Origin of the sequence: Roseicyclus amphidinii (assembly GCF_030163755.1) — a bacterium.
Taxonomy (GTDB): domain Bacteria; phylum Pseudomonadota; class Alphaproteobacteria; order Rhodobacterales; family Rhodobacteraceae; genus Roseicyclus; species Roseicyclus amphidinii.
On the sequence record NZ_JASJOE010000013.1, the window covers coordinates 1 to 18,683 of the forward strand.

At 69.9% G+C, this 18,683-nt stretch carries 24 protein-coding genes; 5 read left to right on the plus strand and 19 right to left on the minus strand.

The window, feature by feature from the left end:
* The 8 genes from QQK83_RS06340 to QQK83_RS06375 form a co-directional block, all read right to left on the minus strand.
* A partial coding sequence (locus QQK83_RS06340) for a hypothetical protein (RefSeq protein WP_284262716.1) occupies positions 1 to 300 on the minus strand: 300 nt, incomplete at its 3' end.
* Complete coding sequence (gene sctO / locus QQK83_RS06345; protein ID WP_284262718.1) at positions 297 to 794, minus strand: type III secretion system stalk subunit SctO; 498 nt, start codon at positions 792 to 794, stop codon at positions 297 to 299. The genes sctO and QQK83_RS06340, both read right to left, overlap by 4 nt.
* On the minus strand, positions 791 to 2,152 hold the full coding sequence (sctN, locus tag QQK83_RS06350; protein ID WP_284262720.1) for a type III secretion system ATPase SctN: 1,362 nt from the start codon (positions 2,150 to 2,152) through the stop codon (positions 791 to 793). The genes sctO and sctN overlap by 4 nt, the downstream gene beginning before the upstream one ends.
* Positions 2,136 to 2,762, minus strand: a complete 627-nt coding sequence (gene sctL, locus QQK83_RS06355; RefSeq protein WP_284262722.1) for a type III secretion system stator protein SctL — start codon at positions 2,760 to 2,762, stop codon at positions 2,136 to 2,138. The genes sctN and sctL overlap by 17 nt, the downstream gene beginning before the upstream one ends.
* On the minus strand, positions 2,759 to 3,406 hold the full coding sequence (locus QQK83_RS06360; protein ID WP_284262725.1) for a hypothetical protein: 648 nt from the start codon (positions 3,404 to 3,406) through the stop codon (positions 2,759 to 2,761). The genes sctL and QQK83_RS06360 overlap by 4 nt, the downstream gene beginning before the upstream one ends.
* A 38-nt stretch (positions 3,407 to 3,444) precedes the next feature.
* The gene (gene sctJ / locus QQK83_RS06365) at positions 3,445 to 4,239 is read right to left on the minus strand and encodes a type III secretion system inner membrane ring lipoprotein SctJ (protein ID WP_284262727.1); all 795 of its coding nucleotides are present in this window, start codon (positions 4,237 to 4,239) and stop codon (positions 3,445 to 3,447) included.
* A gap of 29 nt (positions 4,240 to 4,268) precedes the next feature.
* Positions 4,269 to 4,829, minus strand: a complete 561-nt coding sequence (locus tag QQK83_RS06370; protein WP_284262729.1) for an EscI/YscI/HrpB family type III secretion system inner rod protein — start codon at positions 4,827 to 4,829, stop codon at positions 4,269 to 4,271.
* On the minus strand, positions 4,826 to 5,206 hold the full coding sequence (locus QQK83_RS06375; protein ID WP_284262731.1) for a tetratricopeptide repeat protein: 381 nt from the start codon (positions 5,204 to 5,206) through the stop codon (positions 4,826 to 4,828). Before QQK83_RS06375 ends, QQK83_RS06370 begins: the two co-directional genes overlap by 4 nt.
* A gap of 131 nt (positions 5,207 to 5,337) precedes the next feature.
* On the opposite strand from QQK83_RS06375, the gene sctV reads away from it, so the two are divergent.
* The 4 genes from sctV to QQK83_RS06395 are packed head-to-tail and all read left to right on the plus strand — an operon-like array spanning position 5,338 to position 9,201.
* Positions 5,338 to 7,449 carry a type III secretion system export apparatus subunit SctV gene (sctV, locus tag QQK83_RS06380; RefSeq protein ID WP_284262733.1) on the plus strand — a complete coding sequence of 704 codons (2,112 nt, stop codon included), beginning with the start codon at positions 5,338 to 5,340 and terminating at the stop codon, positions 7,447 to 7,449.
* Positions 7,450 to 8,232 (plus strand): MotA/TolQ/ExbB proton channel family protein, encoded by a 783-nt coding sequence (locus QQK83_RS06385; RefSeq protein ID WP_284262735.1) that lies wholly within the window; start codon positions 7,450 to 7,452, stop codon positions 8,230 to 8,232.
* Complete coding sequence (locus QQK83_RS06390; protein ID WP_284262738.1) at positions 8,219 to 8,605, plus strand: hypothetical protein; 387 nt, start codon at positions 8,219 to 8,221, stop codon at positions 8,603 to 8,605. Before QQK83_RS06385 ends, QQK83_RS06390 begins: the two co-directional genes overlap by 14 nt.
* Entirely contained in the window at positions 8,593 to 9,201 is a 609-nt protein-coding gene (locus tag QQK83_RS06395; RefSeq protein WP_284262740.1) for a hypothetical protein, read from the plus strand. The genes QQK83_RS06390 and QQK83_RS06395 overlap by 13 nt, the downstream gene beginning before the upstream one ends.
* Positions 9,202 to 9,211: 10 nt before the next feature.
* On the opposite strand, the gene QQK83_RS06400 is transcribed toward QQK83_RS06395, so the two are convergent.
* The 9 genes from QQK83_RS06400 to QQK83_RS06440 form a co-directional block, all read right to left on the minus strand.
* Entirely contained in the window at positions 9,212 to 9,997 is a 786-nt protein-coding gene (locus tag QQK83_RS06400) for a hypothetical protein (protein ID WP_284262743.1), read from the minus strand.
* Positions 9,998 to 10,002: 5 nt separating this feature from the next.
* Complete coding sequence (locus QQK83_RS06405; RefSeq protein WP_284262745.1) at positions 10,003 to 10,533, minus strand: tetratricopeptide repeat protein; 531 nt, start codon at positions 10,531 to 10,533, stop codon at positions 10,003 to 10,005.
* Positions 10,526 to 10,978: a tetratricopeptide repeat protein gene (locus QQK83_RS06410; protein WP_284262747.1), complete on the minus strand. Its 453-nt coding sequence runs from the start codon at positions 10,976 to 10,978 to the stop codon at positions 10,526 to 10,528. The genes QQK83_RS06405 and QQK83_RS06410 overlap by 8 nt, the downstream gene beginning before the upstream one ends.
* Positions 10,979 to 11,018: 40 nt before the next feature.
* Positions 11,019 to 11,543, minus strand: coding sequence for a hypothetical protein (locus QQK83_RS06415; protein ID WP_284262749.1), 525 nt, complete (start codon positions 11,541 to 11,543; stop codon positions 11,019 to 11,021).
* Positions 11,544 to 11,547: 4 nt separating this feature from the next.
* Positions 11,548 to 12,432, minus strand: a complete 885-nt coding sequence (locus QQK83_RS06420) for a hypothetical protein (RefSeq protein WP_284262750.1) — start codon at positions 12,430 to 12,432, stop codon at positions 11,548 to 11,550.
* Between the two features lie 21 nt (positions 12,433 to 12,453).
* Entirely contained in the window at positions 12,454 to 13,485 is a 1,032-nt protein-coding gene (locus QQK83_RS06425; protein WP_284262752.1) for a hypothetical protein, read from the minus strand.
* 1 nt (position 13,486) lies between these two features.
* Positions 13,487 to 14,032 (minus strand): tetratricopeptide repeat protein, encoded by a 546-nt coding sequence (locus tag QQK83_RS06430; RefSeq protein ID WP_284262754.1) that lies wholly within the window; start codon positions 14,030 to 14,032, stop codon positions 13,487 to 13,489.
* A 75-nt stretch (positions 14,033 to 14,107) separates the two neighbouring features.
* Positions 14,108 to 14,494: a hypothetical protein gene (locus tag QQK83_RS06435; RefSeq protein WP_284262756.1), complete on the minus strand. Its 387-nt coding sequence runs from the start codon at positions 14,492 to 14,494 to the stop codon at positions 14,108 to 14,110.
* A 12-nt stretch (positions 14,495 to 14,506) separates the two neighbouring features.
* A complete protein-coding gene (locus QQK83_RS06440) occupies positions 14,507 to 15,703 on the minus strand; it encodes an HrpJ domain-containing protein (RefSeq protein ID WP_284262758.1) in 1,197 nt (398 codons plus the stop codon).
* A 158-nt stretch (positions 15,704 to 15,861) separates the two neighbouring features.
* On the opposite strand from QQK83_RS06440, the gene sctT reads away from it, so the two are divergent.
* Positions 15,862 to 16,677: a type III secretion system export apparatus subunit SctT gene (sctT, locus tag QQK83_RS06445; protein ID WP_284262760.1), complete on the plus strand. Its 816-nt coding sequence runs from the start codon at positions 15,862 to 15,864 to the stop codon at positions 16,675 to 16,677.
* A 69-nt stretch (positions 16,678 to 16,746) separates the two neighbouring features.
* Here sctT and QQK83_RS06450 read toward each other — a convergent pair whose 3' ends face one another.
* Both QQK83_RS06450 and QQK83_RS06455 read right to left on the minus strand, forming a co-directional pair.
* Positions 16,747 to 18,147: a hypothetical protein gene (locus QQK83_RS06450; RefSeq protein WP_284262761.1), complete on the minus strand. Its 1,401-nt coding sequence runs from the start codon at positions 18,145 to 18,147 to the stop codon at positions 16,747 to 16,749.
* Positions 18,148 to 18,158: 11 nt separating this feature from the next.
* Complete coding sequence (locus QQK83_RS06455) at positions 18,159 to 18,638, minus strand: type III secretion system chaperone (RefSeq protein WP_284262763.1); 480 nt, start codon at positions 18,636 to 18,638, stop codon at positions 18,159 to 18,161.
* Positions 18,639 to 18,683 lie beyond the last annotated feature (45 nt).

The following is an 18,683-nucleotide window of genomic DNA, read 5'->3' on the forward strand; positions in this document are numbered from 1 at the left end:
ATCGCGCCCGGTCATGGGCAGGGCGGCCTCGCCGCGCGCCTGCGGGGCGGCCACCTGCGGCTGCGGCGTGAGCGGGGCGAAATCGAGGGCCTCCTCCTCCGGCGGCTTGCGAAGCGGCGCGAGGGCGAGGGCGCGCGCGGCCTCCTGCTCGGCGGACTTCAGCTTTGGTGCGAATTCCTCGGCGCGCTTCTGCAGTGCCGCGGGGGTCTGGCCCTGCCGCTCCTGCCCGGTGAAGCGGGTTCCGCTGTCGGGCGTCTGCCCCGCAAGCTCGCGCTTGCCGCCAGTGTCGATCCCGCTCATGGCTCCGCCCCTTCCGTCGCCGGTTGCCGGACGGGCCGCGCGAAGAGATCCTCGATCTCGGCGTCTTCCTGCGCCACGGCCTCAAGCTCGGCCGTCTCGATCATGTCGGTCAGCAGGCTCTCGATCTTCTCGGTCTCGGTCTGCCTGCGGCGCAGCTCGGTCCGGGCCTCCTCGAGCCGGGTTCGGCACCGTTGCACGTATTCCAGCGCGCGGTCGCGCTTGTCGCAGAGCGCCCGGTGGTCGGCGGCCAGCGCCAGCACCCGGTCCTTCGCCGCGTCGAGGTCCGGCACGCTCACGGCGGTGTTCAGGATCGGACGGTAGACCCCGCGTTCGCGCTCGGGCAGGAAGGCAGCGCTTTGGGCAACCTCCTCCTCCAGGGCCGTGGCGCGGGCCTTGGCCTCGGCCAGGGTGGCGCGCGCCTTTTCGAGCGCGCGCATCGCCTTGTCCTCGCGCAGCTTCTTGACCTGACCAAGGGTGCGGAACTGCGCGATCATTGGGCCAGCTCACGCAATTTGGCGAGGATCGTGTCGAAATCGTTCAGCTCGTCCGTCCGCTGGCGCAGGAAGTCGCGGATCGCGTCCTGCTTGTCGATGGCGCGGTCGGTGCGCGGGTCCGCGCCGCGCTGGTATTCGCCGATCTTCACCAGAAGCTCGACATCGGCGTAAAGCGCCATCCACTCGTTGATCTGCCCCGCCCATTGCCGGTGCTCGGGCGTGGTCACCTTGCCCATCACCCGGCTTTTCGAGGCGAGCACGTCGATGGCCGGGTAATGGTTCTGCGCACCCAGCTTGCGCGACAGGATGATGTGCCCGTCGAGGATCGAGCGCGTCTCGTCAGCGACGGGCTCGTTCATGTCGTCGCCTTCGACGAGGACGGTGTAAAGCGCCGTGATCGAGCCCGTCTCGCTCATGCCCGCGCGTTCCAGAAGCCGGGGCAAGGTGGCGAAGACCGAGGGCGGAAAGCCGCGTCGCGTCGGCGGCTCGCCCGCGGCAAGGCCGATCTCGCGCTGTGCGCGGGCGAAGCGGGTGACACTGTCCATCAGGAACAGCACCTTCTTGCCCTGGTCGCGGTAATACTCCGCGATCGAGGTTGCGACCGAGGCCGCCTTGGCCCGCTCCATTGAGGATTTGTCCGAGGTCGCCACCACGATCACCGATTTGGCCAGCCCGTCGGGGCCGAGGTCATGCTCGATGAATTCGCGCACCTCGCGGCCGCGTTCGCCGATCAGGGCCAGGACCGTCACGTCCACGTCGGCACCCTTGACCAGCATCGACAGGAGCGTCGATTTCCCGCCGCCCGCCGCGGCGAAGATGCCCATGCGCTGCCCCTCGCCGCAGGTCAGCAGCCCGTCGAGCACCCGCACCCCCAGCGACAGGGGCCGGTCGATGATGCGCCGTTTCATCGGGTCGGGCGGCGCACGGTAGACGGGGTAATGCGCGTCGGGCTCGAAGGGCAGGTCCAGCCCGTCGATGAAGCGCCCGAACCCGTCCAGCACCCGCCCCCGAAGGCCGGGGCCCACGGCGACCGTCTGCACGTTGCCGGTGGGCAGAACCTCGGTGCTGGGGGAAATGCCCTGGGTGTCGCCGATGGGCGACAGAAGCGCCTCGGCCCCGGCGAAGCCCACCACCTCGGCGGCGAGGCGATGGCCGGTTTCGCGCGTGTGCAGGTTCACCAGCTCGCCCACCTGCACCTCGGGGGCGACGGCGTGAATGATCGTGCCCACCACCTTGCGCACCCGCCCCACGACGCGGAACGGGTGCAGCCCGGCGGCCCGCGTCCGCATCCGTCCGGGCGCATCCGACAGCCAGTCCAGCCGCTGCGACAGGACCGCGGGATCAGGCAAATCGAGCATGGGCCGATACCAGCAGGTTGCGCAGATCCTCCAGCGTGTCCTCGAGCGAGAAGGAGACGACACCAAGGTCGGATTCGAGCCTGAGGTCGGGCGCGCTTAGGGTGGGATCGGCGATCACGTCGATCAGGTCGATCTCGGGAAATTCCTCGAGCAAGGTGCCGAGGGCGGCGCGGACGCTGCCCTGCACCGCGGGATCGACGAAAAGCTGGCCGCGGCGCTGGTCGCGCATGGTCGCCAGTGCGGCCCGCGCGAGGTCATGGGCCAGGTCCTCGTCCGAGAACCTGTCGATGATCTGGCGCACGCAGTCATGCACAAGGCGGCCCAGCTCGGCCTCGAGCCCGCCGAGCCGCTGGTCGATGCGGGCGAGCGTGGCCAGCATCAGCCCCGCGGCCTCGGCGCGGGCGGCCTCCATCCCCTCGGCATGGCCGCGGGCGCGGTGCTCGGCCAGCGCGGCCTCGGCCCCGGCGAGGATCTCTGCGGCCTGCGCCTCGGCGGCGCGGATCAGGGCATCGGCGCTGCCCATCGCCTCGAGGTCGGCCGCGCGCAGGATGCCCTCGGGCGCGTGGGCCGCAAGGCCCATATGGCGCAGGCGCAGGATGCCGCCGGTCATGACACGCCCCCCCGTGCCAGCAGTGTCGCAAGGCAGGCGTCCTGCCGGGCGGTCAGGTGGGGCCAGTCCGGCGCGCCGCTGCCGGTCATCCGCCACCACAAAAGCGCCGCCGCCTCGCCCGAGCCCTGCGCAAGCCGGGCGCACAGAACCTCGAGCGCGCGCCTGCGCGCGGGGTGGTCGGAGGTCAGGCCCGGTGCAGCGGCGGGCGGAAAGGGCGCGCCGTCATCCAGCTCGCCCAAGGGGGCCAGAAGCGACAACCCTTCCTCGGTCGCAAGGCGCGACAGCTCGGGGCCGAAGAGCGCCTGCAGCGCCGCGCGGTCGGATTTCAGGACCGCGGCGCGGAACCGGGGCGCATGGATCACCGCGGCAAGCCGCGCCAGCAGCGGGTCGAGCCGCGCCAGCGGCAGAAGGGCGATGTCGAAGACGCGCCGCGCCGCGTCGGGCAGATCGCCTGCGACCAGCCGGTCGGCAATGCGCGACAGCACCGCCCCCTCGGGCCTGCGGCGCAGGTTGGCGGACAGGCTCCGCCGCAATGCGGGCTGGCCCAGAAGCGGGGCAAGCGCGCCGGGCACCATCCTGTCGCGCGCCCCCTGCGACAGCACCGGAAGCGGATCGGCCAGCAGCGCGGAAAGGCGCAGGGCCATCCGACCCGCGTCGGACGAAAGAGGGGGCAGCGCCCCGCTCACGCGGCGTCCCCGTCTTCGGCCTCGGTGCGCCGGCCTTGCAGCGCGCGCAGGCGATAGGCGAGAAACCCGGCCGCGCCCAGCGCCAGGACGGCAAGCAGGGCCAGCCCCCCCAGCGCCATGGTCACGGTCTGGACCGAGGCGCGCGGCATCTGGACCCCGAGAAGCGTCGCCATCGGCACCTCGCCCATGCCGGACTGCGCCACGGGTTCCGGCGAGGCCTCGACCAGGGCGACGGTGATCGCCTCGACATCCACGCCTTCGATGGAATTGGCGACGAGGCGGCGGATCTGGGGCACCAGGAAATCGAGGTCATAGCCCGCGCGCTGCTTGATGAAGACGGCGGCCGATGAGGGTCTGACCTCCTGTCCCAGGGCGGGGTCTTCGGGCATCACGATATGGACCCGCGCCACCAGCACACCGTCGATCTGCTGCAGGGTCTGCGCGACCTCTTCACCGAGGGCATAGATGTAGCGGATCCGCTGTTCGAAGGGCGAGGACACGATCCCGCCGCCCGCGAAGACCTGCCCGATCGAGGCGCGGTCGCTGCGCGGCAGGCCGTTCGCGTCGAGTATGGCCAGCGCGCGCTGCACGTCGCCGTCACCGACCGACAGCGAGAAGGTGCCGTCCCCGGCGTTGATCTTGCGCGCGTCGATCCCCTCCGCAAGGAGGACGACCAGCATCTCGTTCGCCTCGCGTTCGGTAATGCTGGAATAGAGTTCGGCCTGGCAGGCCCCGAGAAGCAGGAGGCCCGCAAGGGCCGCGATCAGGCGGGTGCGAAAACTGCGGAACATGGAAGGAGGGGTCCCTGGGCGCGCGCGGATCACTGACCCCTCATCAGGCTGTCCATGGCTTGCGTGGATTTGCCGGCCAGCTTCGAGGACACGTCGACGAGAAGCGAGAATTGCGTGACCTGCGCCTGAAGCTCGACCATCTGTCCGATGCTCATGACGGCATTGCCCTCGGCGATGCTGCTGACGTTGCCGAGGCTGCGGTCGAAGACGCCGCGCAGCTGTTCGAGCCCGGACAGGATCGCGTCGCCGGGCGTTTCGGCCCGGTTGCTCTCGAGACCGAGGGCCGCGGCCGCGCGGTCGCCCTGGGTGCCGGTTCCGGTGTCGGCCGACGCCGAGCCGGTGGCGGCGCTCGGCGGAAGGGGCACCAGCGGGTTCGGCGCATCGGTCAGCGTTCCGGTCGCGGCCTGCGCCACCTGGATCGGGTCCGGGCCGGGAAGGGCCGCGCCGCCTGCGGGCTGAAGGCCCTGCGTGGCGGCTGTCATCGCATCCTCGAACGCTCGCAGCGACGGGGTGCTCAGGGTGCCCTGCGGCGTGAGCGCGGTGGGATTGGCCCATTGGGCCGCGAGGCTGTCGGGAACGATGGTCGTCATCGTGGCAATCCTTCTGCGGAAGCGGGGGCGTCGAGCGCGGCGCGCGCCATGGCGAGCAGGTCATCCGTCGGCCCGAGGGTCTCCAGCTCGGCCAGGCGGTCGCGCGCCTCGGGCACGGCCCCCGCGGCCGCGAGGGCCAGCACCGACATGGCAAGGGTCACGTCCGAAGCGGGCGCGCGCGACAGGACATCCAGCGCGGCGTCCGGCCGCCCCTGTGCCATCCGCGCGAAGGCCAGCCCGACGAAACCGGCGTCATTGTCCGGCATCTCCTCGCAGAGCAGCGCGAAAATCGCCGCGGCCTCGTCCGGGCGGTTCGAGCTGATGCCCAGAAAGCCGATTTCCGTCAGAAGCTTCCTGTCCTCACGTGCAAGTATCATGCTGCGTCCCCAAGGCCTCGAGACCGGAGTGACACAGACGGCTTCGCCCGCGAATGAAGTTTATCACACCCCGCCGTGCCCGTCGGCGGCTAGGGTCCGCCGCAACAGGGGCGCGACAGGCAGGAGCAGCGTTGAAACGGTTTCTCTCATCGCTGTCGAAGCGCAACGACGTCTTCCTCGCATTCCTGCTGATCTGCATCGTCTTCATGATGATCCTGCCGCTGCCGACGCAGCTGGTGGACGTTCTGATCGGCATCAACCTGAGCCTGTCGGCCATCCTGCTGATGGTGGCGATCTACCTGCGCGACGTGACCGCGCTGTCGGCCTTTCCCTCGATCCTGCTCTTGACCACCCTGTTCCGGCTGGCGCTGTCGATCACCACGACGCGCCTCATCCTGCTCGAGGCGGACGCGGGCCAGATCGTCGAGACCTTCGGGAATTTCGTCGTGGCTGGGAACCTCGTGGTCGGCGCGGTGATCTTCCTGATCCTGACCATCGTCAACTTCCTCGTGATCACCAAGGGGTCGGAACGCGTGGCCGAAGTGGCGGCGCGCTTCTCGCTCGATGCGATGCCGGGCAAGCAGATGTCCATCGACAGCGACATGCGCGCCGGCCTGATCGACATGGACGAGGCGAAGGCCCGCCGCGGCAAGCTCGAGAAGGAAAGCCAGCTCTACGGCGCGATGGACGGCGCGATGAAATTCGTGAAGGGCGACGCCATCGCGGGCCTGATCATCATCTTCGTCAACATCATCGGCGGCATGACCATCGGCACGATGCAGCGCGGCATGACCTCGGGCGAGGCGCTCGAGGTCTATGCGATCCTGACCATCGGCGACGGGCTGGTCAGCCAGATCCCGGCGCTGTTCATCTCGATCACCGCGGGGTTCATCGTCACCCGTGTCGCCTCGGAGGACAACGAGAACCTCGGCGAGGATATCGGCAACCAGGTGATGAACGAGCCCAAGGCGCTGCTCATCGCGGCGGCGATCCTGATCGGCTTCGCGCTGGTGCCCGGCTTTCCGACACCGGTCTTCCTCGGGCTTGCGGCGCTGGTCGGCGGCGGCGGTCTTCTGATTTCGCGCAACCGCAAGCGCGAGGCCGATGTCAGTTCCAGCCGCTTCATGCCCGCCCTCGCCCCGGCGAATGCCCCCGATCTCGTCCCCGCGCTGCCCGCCGAGGCAAAGTCGAACGCGCCGATCGAGAAGGTGGAGCCTGTCACCTTCGCCCTGACCGTGCCGCTGATCGTGGACATCTCGCCCTCGGTGCGGGGTTACATCGACCCCCGCCGCCTCGATGCCGAGGTCGCCAAGGTGCGCCGCGCGCTCTACTTCGACCTCGGCGTGCCCTTTCCCGGCGTTCACCTGCGCCTCAACGACAGCCTCGACGAGGATGAATACCGCATCCTCGTGAACGAGATTCCGGTCGCCGTCGGGCGCTCGCGCCCCGGCCATGTCATCGTGCGCGAGACCCCCGCCAACCTCGAGATGTTCAAGATCCCCTACGAGCCGGGCGAGGATTTCCTGCCGAACACGAAAAGCCTCTGGGTCTCGGTCAAGCACGAGCAACTGCTGCGCCGCGCCGATCTGCAGGTGATGAACCTGCCGCGGATGCTGACCTTTCACCTCGCCCATGTGCTGAAGTCCTATGCGGGCGAATTCGTGGGCGTGCAGGAGACCATGTATCTCCTGGGCGAGATGGAGAAGAATTTCGCCGAGCTGGTGCGCGAGGTGAACCGGACGCTGCCGGTCATCACCATCGCCGACGTGCTGCAGCGCCTCGTGTCCGAGGAAATCTCGATCCGCGACCTGCGCACGATCCTCGAGGCGCTGGTGGAATGGGGCCAGCGCGAGAAGGATCCGATCCTGCTCACCGAACACGTGCGCTCGGCGCTCAGCCGCTACATCACCCACAAGTTCGCGGGCGGGCAAAGCGTGATCTCGGCCTACCTGCTGTCCAAGGCGATCGAGGACGAGGTCCGCGGCGCGATCCGGCAGACCTCGGGTGCCTCCTACCTGACGCTTTCGCCCGACTCGCATCGCAAGCTGGTCGCGGCCCTCAAGGCGACGTTGGGCGACCTGAGCCGGCACACCCTGCGCCCGGTGATCCTGACGCCGATGGACATCCGCCGCTTCCTGCGCAAGCTCGTCGAACGGGATTTCCCCGAGCTCGCCGTGCTCTCCTTCCAGGAGCTGACGCCGCAGGTCAGCGTGCAGCCGCTCGACCGGATCGAGTTTCGCTAGATGTCGTTCGGGGGGCAGGCCATCGCCCATCTTGCCATGGTCCTGTTCGCGGCGGCGATGGTCTGGGCCGCCCGCGCTCTCGTGCCCGAGGGTCTCTGGACCCTGCTCGACCCGGCCCTTGCGGTCGCGGTCGCGCTGGGGCTGCTGGCGGCCCTCGGACTGCGCGTGCCGCCGGGCCTTGCGGCGGCGGCCTGGTTCCTGCTTGCGATGGGCGTCTGGCTTGCGGCGGTCGCCGGTCCCGCGGGGCGGGACGCCGCCGCGATCGCGGCCTTCGGACAATGGCCCGTCGTCCTCCTGCTTCTCGCCGCGGCCCTGATCGGCACGAGGCCTGCACAACCGGTCGGGCTGACGGGCGCGGTGCTTCTGGGGGCTGCGCTCTTTCTCCTCGCACTCGCTGGTCTGCACCAGGGGGTCGTGGCCGACAGCCTGCGGCTGGTCTTCCTGCGGGGGCCGGTTCACCTCGTAATCTGCGCCGTGGCCTGTGTCTGTCTCGTCCTGACGCTTCTGCCGCTCGCGGCGCCGGTGTCGTCGCGGGCGCTCGGGGTCCGGGGCACGCTCGTGGGGCTTCTGCCGCTTCTGGGGTTCTTCGGGACGGTCGCCGGGCTGATGGAGGCGATTTCGGCCCTGCCCATGATCTTCGCCGGGGGCAGCGCCGATCCGGTCCTGTTGCGCGGGCTGCTCGACGGGCTGGCGCTGGCCTTCGAGACGACGCTGCTGGGCATCGGGGCGGCCATCGTGCTGCTGACGCTCGCGGCGCTGGTGGCGGCGGATGAAGGGGCCTGATCCGGGGCTTGCCGTGGCCGACCTGATGCTGGGTCTGGCGGGCGTGATGTTTCTCGTGCTGGCGGTGGTTTTGGTCCGGGTGCCAGCGGCTCCGGCGGCCGACGGGCTGATCTGGCTGGCATCGGCAGAGGGGTTGACGCTTGGCACCGGGCAGCGGATCGGCCTCGATGCGCTCGCCGCCGGGCAGGTGCCTGCGCCGGGGCCGGGGGTGCCCGTGCTGGTGGTGGAGCCCGGCGGGCTCGAGGCCGCGTTCCTCGCGGAATCCGCCGCGGCGCGGGCGGGCTGGCCCGAGATCGAGATCCGCCGCCTTTCGGGGGCCTGTCCCGGCATCGGATCGACGGAGATGGCCGAGGTGTTGGCATGTCTCCGCTAGGGCGGGGCCTGGCCTGGTTGCCCGACATCGCCGCGACCTTGCTGGCGGTGGTGCTTGTGCTGGTGGCGGTCGCAGCCCTCCGGCCCGAGGCCGGAGCGCCCGCGGCCCCCCTCCAGCGGCAGGTGCCCGCGGGGCCGACAGAGCTGGTCGAGGCGTTCTGGCAGGCGCTTCACCCCGAGAGGCGGGCGGTGCTGGTCGTCACCGCCGAAGGCGGGGCGCTGCAGGGCGGCGGCGGGTCCGCCGAGCCGTTGGTCTTCGTGCTGTCGCACGAGGGGTACCCCGAGGCGGTGGCGGCCCTGCGCGCCCGCGGCGTGGCAGAGTGGCGCGAGATCTCGGTGCCCCCGGCGCTGGGTGGTCCCGAGGGCTGGAACCCCCGCTTCCTCGCTCTGGCCGAGGCGGGCGTGACCCGCGCCGAGTTTCCCGCCGCGCTGGCGCGGGTGCTGGACCAGGGCGCGGGCGGGCGGGCCGGTGGCGGTGGTGCGGCCCCTGCACCCGCGCGCAATTGGCAAGACGCCCTGCGCCGCGCGGGGAACCTTGCCCTTTTCCTGTCGGGGCTTGCGGTCCTGGCCTGGCTGCGCCGCGCCCGCCGAGCCTAGGCCACCGCGCTCAGACCTGCAGCCGGGTCTTGCCGCCCGGATGGCGTGGCATCGCGTCCGCAAGGCGTTCGCGGGCGGCGCGATGGTCGCTCAGTTCGGCCTCGAACCGGGCAAGCCCCTCGACGAGGGTCGACAACGCCTCGAGGAAGGCCAGCAGCAGACCGCGCGCGACCTTGGGGTCGAGCGTGCGGTCCAGCAGCGTGCGCAGTTGCGCGGGCAGCTGAAAGGGCAGTCCCAGCCGCGCGAGATACGCGGCCCGCTCGGCCTCGGACATGGTGGAGAACCCGTCGCCGAGCGCGGCGAGCGCGGGATCGGACCGTGGCGCGGGCAGCCTGTCGCGGACCAGAGCATCGGGAAAGGGCCAGCCGGGGATGAAGGCGGCGTTCAGGATGACCAGCGCCCCGGTGGTGCCGGGGCTGCCCAGCCCGGCAGGGGCGGTGTCGAGCAACAGGGCGACCGCGGTCTCGAGCCGGTCGTCGGGGTCGCGCCAATCCATCGGCGACGACACGGCAGGCTCCGCGGCGATGCCGCCGGGCGGCGTGAGGTGCCACTCGGCCAGCCAGGCCGTGCCGGCGGCAAGGTCCGCCCGCGGCGGGGCCAGCAGCTCCAGTGCGGGGGGCGGGGCGTCGTCGTGGTGGAACAGCTCCGTGGGTATGTGCGGCCCGGTCGCGGCAAGCGGGGCGGCATCGCCAAGTGCTTCGGTCCGGTCGCCGTCTTCGACCCAGTTGCGCAGGCGGTCGAGTTCGGTGGCGATCCTGGACCGGACGAGGTCGAGATCCGCGAAGCCGCCCGACATCCCCCTCAGCCCCGCAGCTCGACCGCGGTGGCGAGCTTCCGCATCTCGGGCAGCAGACGCCGCCACACCGGGGTTTGCGGCATCCCGGCGAAGCGGGCCACCCCCGCCTTCGCCGCTGCCCAATCCCCGGTGTGGCAGGCAAGCTCGGTGCGGTGGAACAGGATCATCGGGTCGTCGGGCGCAAGCGCCGCCGCCGTGGCGAAGGCCGTGCCCGCTTCGGCCATCAGGCCCTTGCCGCGCAGGCACAGGGCCAGCCCGAGCCAGTGGTCGCGGCCCCGCGGCCCCAGCAGGACCAGCGCCCGGAACAGCGGCAGGGCGCGGTCGATGTCGCCCGCGTTGAACCGCGCATAGGCCAGCGCATAGATCGCCGCCGCCGTGCCCTCGGGCAGGTCCAGCGCCTCGGCGATGCTTGCGCCCCCGGCCATGCGGTCGAAGACACGGTCATAGGCAAAGCCGGTCTCGGCCGCGAGCAGCGCCAGGTCCCGGCGCAGCCCCTCGAGGTCGGGGGCGGGCAGGCCCTCGGCGCAGTCAGCCATCGGCCGACCCGGCCAGCCCGGCGAGCAGGCGCGCGGCGATCCTGCCCGCGGCCTTGTGGGCCTCGGCGCTGGCCGGAGCGGCCTCGGACAGGCGCAGGGCGTCGGCCAGGTCTTCCCGCGCCAGCGCGGGCTCGTCCATCGCCAGGCAGGCCAGCCCCGAGGCGAGAAAGGCGACCGGGTTCTTCGGGTCGAAGGCGATGGCGGCGGCGGCGGCCTGAAGCGCGACCTCGGGCCGCCCGGTGGCCAGCGCGCTGTCCGCAAGTCCAAGCTGGAAGCCCACATCCTCGGGCGCGGCCAGCACCAGCGTGGCGAAGATGCGCAACGCCTCCTCGGCGCGGCCGCTGTCGCGCAGGCTCTTGGCGTGGCGGGCGTTGGGCCGCAGATCCTCGGCGGACAGGCCGAAGCGGGCGGCAAGGCCGACGGGGGCGGGCGTGGTCTCGGTCATGGTGTGGTCGTCTTGTTGGGGCAAGGGGCTGTCAGGGCTGTCAGGGCTGGAAGATCATCATGTCGGGCGGATCGACCGGGGCCGGGGCCGGGGCGGCCTCGTCGCGCGCGCCGCTGTCGACGGGCAGAAGGATGTCGGCGACGTAGTGACGCCACTGCATCAGCTCCTGCAGGGCGGCGGGGGCGGTGGCGGGGTCGTCGATCACGATCGTCGCCTCGACCACCGCGGGTGGAGTGGCCAGCCCGCGCATCAGGCTTTCCATCTGCACCCTGTCGCGCCCCGCGGGCAGCGCGACCGTGGCGCGGTTGAAGGAGGCCAGCGGCAGCGCCAGGCGGAGCACCCGGCGCAGGGCGTCGTTTGCGCCATGGGGATCGGGCGGCAGGGCCCCGATCTGCGCCACCAGCCGGACGCCACGGCCATGCAGCGCCTCGGCGATGCGGATCGGGGTGCCGTCGAGGTCGAACTCGACCTCGGTGCCCACGGGATCGGATGGCAGGGCAAGGCCCATGGCCGCCCAGACGGCATGCACGGCACGGTCGACCGGAGGAAGGGAAAGGCCGCTCATCGGGTCAGACGCGGGTCATGCTGGCCATCAGGTCGGTCTCGGCCTGCTGCATTTCCTTCAGGAACTGGATCGTGGCGCGCACGATCTCTTCGAAATCGTCCATCACCTTCTTGGAGAGGTCCGAGTTCGACTGTTCCAACTGGGCATTGGCCGCATCGACCTGGCCGCCGGCCTGCTGAAAGCCCGAGATAAGGCCGCCCGCCCCTTCGAAGGTCTGGCCGATCATGCCGACGCCCTGGGTCACGGCCTGGTTCTGGAGCTGGGTCTTGGTGGCCGCATTGGTGATCGCGGCGACCTGCGCCTGGTTGTCACCGCCTTCATCGGCGAGCTTCCCCAACTGCTTTGAGGTTTCGCCGGCCTTCCCGGCCTGGCTGAGCGACAGGCCTGCGGTCAAGGCCGAGACGGCAAGTGTCGCCGCGGCGACGACGACCTGCGTGACGGCCGCTTCCCGCGTTGCCGAGGCTTGCGACAACAGCTCGTCCTTGGCCTGTTCGCGCGAGGCGAGGCGCTGGTCCAGCGCGTTCTGGCGGCCCATGGCGGCGAATTCGACCATCAGTTCCGACAGGTCGGCGCCGATGCCCAGCTCGCCCAGTAGCGATTTCAGCGCATCGAGGCCGCCCTCGTCGCCTGCGATGGCGTTCGCCAGCGCGGTTTCCAGCTTGTTGATCGTTCCTTCGTAGTCGAAATCCTCGGACGGCTTGAACACGCCCACGCCGGGAATGTTCAGGGTGCCGTCCTCCCCGAGGTAGTCCGACAGCTGGCCCAACTGCGCCGGGTCGAAGCCGATCCCCTGGTTGCCGCGCCCGATCTCGAGCTTCGTGTTGCCCTCGAAGCCGGTCCGGTCGGTGATGTCGAGCGTGATGGTCTGGTCGTGCGACGTGACTTTCATGGCGGTTGACCCTTTCCTCGTTCAGCCGGCGAAGCGCGCGCTGGTCAGGCTTTGCGCCGTTTCCAGCGCCATTTCGGTGATCGCGTCGATCATCGCGTTGTATTGCTCGTTCGACGAGGCGACGAAGCTCAGAAGCTGGTCCACCCGGTCGTCGGTCTGCTGCATCCCGGCCTGCTGCTCTTGCAGGTCCGCCTGGGCATGGGCCGCGTCCGAGGCCACGGCGGAGGACACCATGCCCCCTGCCGACGAGGTGAGCGAGCCGGCGGCACCGACAAGTGCGCTGACCGTTCCCATGGTTGCGGCCAGTTGTGCCGCCGCGGCCGGGGCGGCGACCCCGCCCGAGGCGACGGCGGCCACGACCGATGCGACCAGCGTGCCGACCGCGAGCGTGATCGTCGACACGATCTCCATCGTGCGCGCGGTGTCGGCATCGGCGTTGGCCAGCATCGCAATCGAGCCGACGGCCCCCATGCCGTGATCGGTCGATGCGGCGATGCCGCTGTTGATCGCCGAGGCCGCCATGAACCCGCCCGCCACGATCAGCGCGACACCGGCGACCTGGGTGGCCCCGCCCGGCACCGCCATCAGCGCGGCACCGCCGATGATCATGGCGACGGCTGCGACACCTTGCAGAAGCGCGCCGACGCCGCTGGTGACGCGGCTGCCGTCCCTTGCGACCTCGGCGCCTTCGGCCTTGTCCTGCGAGGTCTGGAGAAGCTCCTTGTTCTCCTCGATCTGCTGCTTCTTCAGCTCCTGTTCGTTCTTCAGCCGGTCAAGGCTCGCATCCCCGCGCGCCTCCTGCAGCTTGCCGGCCACCTCGGCGAGGCGGGTTTCGAAATCGCCCATGTCGGCGTCGGGCGCGAAGGCCGCAAGCCCCGCCAGCATCGAGGCATAGGCCGCGGGCTGCTGCGAGACCGTGTCGGGGACCGGACCGTTGACACCCCCGACCCCCGTTCCCACACCTGCGGTGCCGTCAAGCGGTGTCGCAGCCGGGGGCGCGTCGGTGGTGACCGTGACGGTTCCGCCAGCGCCGTTGTTGATCTGAATGGCCATGTCATGCCCCCTGTGAAACGCTGTCGAGACGTGCGGCCGCCCGTGCGGCGGCATCCTCGGTGCCGTTGCCCTTGCGCGCCTCCGCAAGCACGATACGGAAACAGTCCGCGGCATCCTCGGGGCGGTTCAAGGCGGCGTAGCATTCGCCCATCTTGATCAGCCCCTCGGGATTGGTCGCATCGAGGGCCACCGCCATCTCGAACAGGCCAAGCGCCTTGCCCGGGTCGCCCGCCAGCTGGTGACAGAGGCCGAGACAGTAATGGTTGCGCGCCATCAGCGGGTCGATCATCACCAGTTGGGTGAAGACGATCTCGGCCTTGTCGCGCATCCCCTGCGACAGAAGGCGGAAGCCATGCGCGTAGATCACCTCGAGGTCGTCGCGGCTCAGGCCCTGGATCTGGGCCAGCGTCCGCCCCTCCTCGAGCCCCAGCACGATCGGATGATCGGCAAGGCCGGAGTCGGTCTTGAACTGCGCCCAGGCCTCGGCCACCGCCTCGACCGCGCGCAGCGTTCCGGGGTCCATGCTGTCTTGTGCCACGTGCGACATGCCGCCCTCCATCCTTGTCCGAACCTTAGCCACGCCCGGCGGCCCGACGGGTGACATCGGATACACCGCCCCCGGTCACCATCCGAGGGCGCGAAACTCGGCGTCCAGCGCAAGGACCGAGGTCTCGAGCGTGGTCCGGTCGATCTCCTCGGGGCGCATCCGCAGCACGAGGACCGGCTGCTCGGCCTTGTTGAGCGCGGCCTGGATCACCCGCCCGCTGCCATCCTCGCCATGGGCGCGGGCGCGGCCCGCGAGCATCCCGAGATTGCCGAGACCGTCGAGGATGATGCGCCGCGTCAGGCTGACGAGCACCTCGCCGGTCTGACCGGCCAGCACCGAAACGCGCCCCGTCTCGCGGAAGTCGAAACTGTAGGCGCCGTCATCGGCGACAAGCGCCACCAGGCCCATGTCATCGGCGAAGGCCGTGACGGCCTGCTGCGCGGAACGGGGCAGGTCTGGCATCGTGGCGTCTCCTTATGCCTGTGCCGCTTCTTCGGCGGCGACAAGGCGGTCCGACAGGGTAAGGAGCACCTTTGCCTGCGACAGCCGAGCGGCATCCGAGGGGATCGCCGCCATCGGCATCCGCGCGTGAAGGTCCGAAAGCATGTTGACCGCGGCCACCGCCACCTCGGGCGGCTCGTCGGCATAGGGCTGGACCAGCCGCTCCGCATCGGCGAGCGCGGGCATCGCCGAAGAGGTGAAGCCGAAGAGCCTTGCGGCGATCTCCTCTCCGGGGGGGCGGGCCGCGCCGGGACCGGGGGGATACATGCGGTCGAGCTTCATGCCGGTGTCCATCGCCATGTCGAGCACGGTGCGCAGGCTGCGCAGCGTGGTCAGCTCGGCCACCACCTCGCGCAGCTGGGCGGCGTCGGTCGAGGGGCCGAAGGAGGACATCTCGGAACCGGCCGCCGACACGAAGCTGTCGATCACCGCGTCGAAGTTCTGCACCATGTTGAACTTGCGCAGCTCGTCGAAGGCGCGCGCCATGCTGGGGGGCTCGCGCAGAAGCGCGCGGTAGCTGTCGCGCACCGTCTGCGGATCGGCCCCGATCTGGTCGGCAAGCGCCTGCGCGGGGCGTGCGGCGGCAAACCCCGCCATGATCGCCCGCGCGGCATCGGGCGCGCGCATCTCGGCGCGGATCGTGTCGAGCAGCGCGATGTAATCGGCGGGCGCCCCGTTCTCGACCGCCTGCTGGCGGATCGTCTCGAGGGCGGCGAACTGGTGGGCGATCTCGCCGTCGAAGGCGCGCAGCGCCTCGCGCAGGTCCTCGGCGGTGGGCAGCTTGCCGCCGCCGCCACCGCCCATGTCCTGCCGAAAGAGATCCTCGAAATCCTTGAACTGCTTGACCAGGTCGCGCAGCTGCTGGTCCTTGGGCATGGACGGCAGCTTGTCGTAATAGTCGGCGATGCGACCCAGCGCCTCGAGGTTGGCCCCCGCGCCGCGGCGCAGCTTCATCTTGTCGAGGTCCGTCTTGCCGCGCGTGGCGGCGGCCATGCCCAGCTCTTCCAGCGCGTCCGTCATGTCGGCCTTGGCCGCCGAGACCTGCACCGGTTCGCCGGTTCCGCGCGACCGGCCCATCGCCTCGGCCATGACCTCGGCACCGACCGGAGAGGCGGCGTTCTGCGTGGCGATCTGGCTCTGGATGGTTTCGCGGGCGGAGGTGATGCTCATGGGTCGGGTCCGGGTTCGAGGCGTCGACGCATCAACGCTAGCAGCGCGCCTGCGCGGCTCGGGTGACAATCAGCACAGGCCTCGAGCAACGTCCGGCGCATGGTGGCCCCCACGGGGCAGGCTGCCCTGCGAGCAGGGAAAGGACCGGGCCCCGCAGAATGGAACAGGTGAGCGCGATGTTCCGCGAAGGCGCCCATATCCTGGGGGCCTTCCTGCTGTGCCTGCCGCGGGCCTATGCCTTCATCGCCGTGTCGCAGTTGCTGGCCCCCACCGCGGTGCCGCGGATGGCGCGCAATGTCGCGATCCTGGTGATCGCCCTGCCGCTGACGCCGCTGGCCGTGCCCTTCGCCGGGAGCCTGAAAGACAACCTGCCGCTGTTCATGATCCTTTTCGCCAAGGAGGTCGCGCTGGGGTTCGTGATGGGCTTCCTCGTGTTCTGGATCTTCTGGTCGATGCAGGCGGCGGGGAACTACATCGACAACCAGCGCGGTGCGGCGATCGCGGCCTCGATCGACCCGTTGCAGGGGCACGAGGCCTCGCCGCTCGGCATCCTCTTCTCGCAGGCCTTCATCACCTATTTCTTCTCGGTCGGCGGTTTCCTGATCCTGATCGGGGCGCTCTACGACAGCTATCTGCGCTGGCCGCTGTTCGAGACGCTGCCGCTGGCCCTGCCCGAGTTTCCCGCGCTGATCCTCGGGGTGCTGGACCGCGGCATGTTCCTGACCGTGCTGTATGCAGGGCCGGTGATCGTCATCATGTTCCTGGTGGAATTCGCGCTGGCGCTGGTCAGCCGCTTCGCGCCGCAGATCCAGGTCTTCATCCTTGCCATGCCGATCAAGAGCGCGGTGGCGATCCTGATCCTGATCTTCTACGTGCCGCTTCTGTTCGACTACGGGCTCGACCAGGGCCTCGGCTTCCGCAGTTTCTTCGACGAATTCTACGCGATCCTCGAAGCCGGCCGCGACCTGCGCTGAGGGCAGGCATGAAAAGACCCGGACCGGAGGGACATCCGGACCGGGTCGCGCCTTGTGCGCCGCGCGTCGTCAGGCGGGGATCAGGTCGTTCATGGTCAGCACCGCCTCGTTGCCGACGCGATGCCGGATGGTGTCGGCGGGGTAGCGGTCCATGATCTGCATGCGAAAGGCCTGCAGGGTCGTCATGAAGTCGCCGACCAACTCCAGGCCGTCCGCCGTCGCGTCCTCGTCGGCTCCGCCAAGCCCGATGGCTCCCTCGAAGTCGAACGTTCCCGGCGCGGCATCGAGCACCGCGTCCATGTTCGTGACCATCACGCGGATGCCGCCCGATTTGCTCAACGGATCGTTTTCCATCAGGCGCTCGGTCAGCTGCGCGCCGACGCCGGGGAGGGCCGCGGCCCGGTCCAGAACGGCCTTGTAGCCGTCGAGGAATTCGCGCCCGACCCGTTCCTTGCGGGACTCGGCGGCGTGTTCGCCCGTGGCACGGGCCTCGATACCCTCCATGAACGACAGCAGGTGCCCGAGGGAGCTCTTCACGTCATGCACAAGCCGCACGTCCCGGCCAGCCGGACCGTCCGCGTCGCGCCGGTTTTCCGAGGGCGTGCCCAGGCGGCAGCCATGCGACTCCAGCTTGATGAACAGGCGTTCCTCGGTCATCCCCAGCGTGCCCTCGGCCATCGTGCCATAGAGCACCGTCGCTCGCCCGTTGGGCAGAAGCGTGTCGAGATCGGTCTTGCTTCCGAAGTCGAGGTCGATCCCGCGATGCGCCCCGTGCTCTTCGCGCTGGAAGGCCGACAGATGCGAGGATTTCCGCTGGTAGGCCTCGGGGCAGCCGTCGAGAAAGGCGCGCAGACGCCCACCCGGATCGGGAACGGTCGCCGCGCCCGAGGAGAAGGCGCCGACGCTTTCCTCGGCGGCGAGATGGAGGAACCACATCACGTCCGACACATCCGAGAGGCTGGCCGCGCCCTCGGGCGGATTGCCCTGGAGGATGTCGGCGACCAGCGCCGCGCCGTTGTTCACCTTGTCCTGAAGGCGGGCCACGATATCGGGATTGGCCGCGATGACCGAGGGCGCGATCAGATTGGGGCTGACCGTCACGGGCGCATCGCGCCCCGGAAGCGTCAGGCCGTTCTGCAGGGCGAGGGTTCTCGCGTCCTGCATGATCTGGCGCAGCTCGGTTTTCTTCAGCGACTTGTCCCGCGGTTCCTTGATGGTGTCGAGGAAGGTTTCGGGCAGTTGCGGATAGGCTGCGCGCAGATCGTTGGCGAGGGCCCGGCGCAGGGTCCGGTCCTCGAAGCCGCGATCGGCGACGGCGGCAGGATGCATCGGCTTGAAGAGGTTCGAGATCTTCGAGGCGATCTTGTCGAAGATCGTGGGTTTCTGCGCCTGCTCGTTGTTCAGCTTGTCGAGGGTCAGCCGCCCGGTGAAACCGGTGGCGGCGGCATTCTGGAAACGGTCGATGCTCATCGGTCAGGTCCTCACAGCTTGATCCAGTCGGCCGCATCGGCCGCATCGGTTGCCGGCATGTCGCCCGCGGCGGCGCCCAGGGGCATCCGTCCTGCATGCGCGATGTCGCGCAGGGCGGTCTGCCAGGTCCTCAGGGTCGTTGCGAACCGGTCGAGCGACTCCTCGAGCGTCGTGTCGGTGATCCAGCCGATCGGATGAACGCGCGTCAGCGTCACGATCTCGTCCTCGAGATCGTAGCCAAGGCTGCCGCCATCGGTCAGCGCGGCTTGCGAATTCGCGGCCATCAGCATCCGGTGAAAGACGTCGGGCGCGTCGTCGGGCAGGCTGCCGACGATGCCGTAGAACATCACCTCGGTCTCGGCGCGGTCCATGCGGATGCCGATCTCGATCTCGTCGAGCGCCAGCGACAGGCTGCCCTGCTCGTCCAGCGTCAGGGCAAGGCCGATCCTTTCGCCGAAGCGCGAAAGGGCGTTTTCAAGAATGCGTCTCATCTGGTGGTTCCCATCGTTAGGCTCGTGCAGGCAGGCTATTGCCCC

What these genes read in the sequence shown, in the direction of transcription:
- sctO (WP_284262718.1), bottom strand. Translation starts at nt 794, where the DNA reads ATGATCGCGCAGTTCCGCACCCTTGGTCAGGTCAAGAAGCTGCGCGAG.
- sctN (WP_284262720.1), bottom strand. Translation starts at nt 2,152, where the DNA reads ATGCTCGATTTGCCTGATCCCGCGGTCCTGTCGCAGCGGCTGGACTGG.
- sctL (WP_284262722.1), bottom strand. Translation starts at nt 2,762, where the DNA reads ATGACCGGCGGCATCCTGCGCCTGCGCCATATGGGCCTTGCGGCCCAC.
- QQK83_RS06360 (WP_284262725.1), bottom strand. Translation starts at nt 3,406, where the DNA reads ATGGCCCTGCGCCTTTCCGCGCTGCTGGCCGATCCGCTTCCGGTGCTG.
- sctJ (WP_284262727.1), bottom strand. Translation starts at nt 4,239, where the DNA reads ATGTTCCGCAGTTTTCGCACCCGCCTGATCGCGGCCCTTGCGGGCCTC.
- QQK83_RS06370 (WP_284262729.1), bottom strand. Translation starts at nt 4,829, where the DNA reads ATGACGACCATCGTTCCCGACAGCCTCGCGGCCCAATGGGCCAATCCC.
- QQK83_RS06375 (WP_284262731.1), bottom strand. Translation starts at nt 5,206, where the DNA reads ATGATACTTGCACGTGAGGACAGGAAGCTTCTGACGGAAATCGGCTTT.
- QQK83_RS06385 (WP_284262735.1), top strand. Translation starts at nt 7,450, where the DNA reads ATGTCGTTCGGGGGGCAGGCCATCGCCCATCTTGCCATGGTCCTGTTC.
- QQK83_RS06390 (WP_284262738.1), top strand. Translation starts at nt 8,219, where the DNA reads ATGAAGGGGCCTGATCCGGGGCTTGCCGTGGCCGACCTGATGCTGGGT.
- QQK83_RS06395 (WP_284262740.1), top strand. Translation starts at nt 8,593, where the DNA reads ATGTCTCCGCTAGGGCGGGGCCTGGCCTGGTTGCCCGACATCGCCGCG.
- QQK83_RS06400 (WP_284262743.1), bottom strand. Translation starts at nt 9,997, where the DNA reads ATGTCGGGCGGCTTCGCGGATCTCGACCTCGTCCGGTCCAGGATCGCC.
- QQK83_RS06405 (WP_284262745.1), bottom strand. Translation starts at nt 10,533, where the DNA reads ATGGCTGACTGCGCCGAGGGCCTGCCCGCCCCCGACCTCGAGGGGCTG.
- QQK83_RS06410 (WP_284262747.1), bottom strand. Translation starts at nt 10,978, where the DNA reads ATGACCGAGACCACGCCCGCCCCCGTCGGCCTTGCCGCCCGCTTCGGC.
- QQK83_RS06415 (WP_284262749.1), bottom strand. Translation starts at nt 11,543, where the DNA reads ATGAGCGGCCTTTCCCTTCCTCCGGTCGACCGTGCCGTGCATGCCGTC.
- QQK83_RS06420 (WP_284262750.1), bottom strand. Translation starts at nt 12,432, where the DNA reads ATGAAAGTCACGTCGCACGACCAGACCATCACGCTCGACATCACCGAC.
- QQK83_RS06425 (WP_284262752.1), bottom strand. Translation starts at nt 13,485, where the DNA reads ATGGCCATTCAGATCAACAACGGCGCTGGCGGAACCGTCACGGTCACC.
- QQK83_RS06430 (WP_284262754.1), bottom strand. Translation starts at nt 14,032, where the DNA reads ATGTCGCACGTGGCACAAGACAGCATGGACCCCGGAACGCTGCGCGCG.
- QQK83_RS06435 (WP_284262756.1), bottom strand. Translation starts at nt 14,494, where the DNA reads ATGCCAGACCTGCCCCGTTCCGCGCAGCAGGCCGTCACGGCCTTCGCC.
- QQK83_RS06440 (WP_284262758.1), bottom strand. Translation starts at nt 15,703, where the DNA reads ATGAGCATCACCTCCGCCCGCGAAACCATCCAGAGCCAGATCGCCACG.
- sctT (WP_284262760.1), top strand. Translation starts at nt 15,862, where the DNA reads ATGGAACAGGTGAGCGCGATGTTCCGCGAAGGCGCCCATATCCTGGGG.
- QQK83_RS06450 (WP_284262761.1), bottom strand. Translation starts at nt 18,147, where the DNA reads ATGAGCATCGACCGTTTCCAGAATGCCGCCGCCACCGGTTTCACCGGG.
- QQK83_RS06455 (WP_284262763.1), bottom strand. Translation starts at nt 18,638, where the DNA reads ATGAGACGCATTCTTGAAAACGCCCTTTCGCGCTTCGGCGAAAGGATC.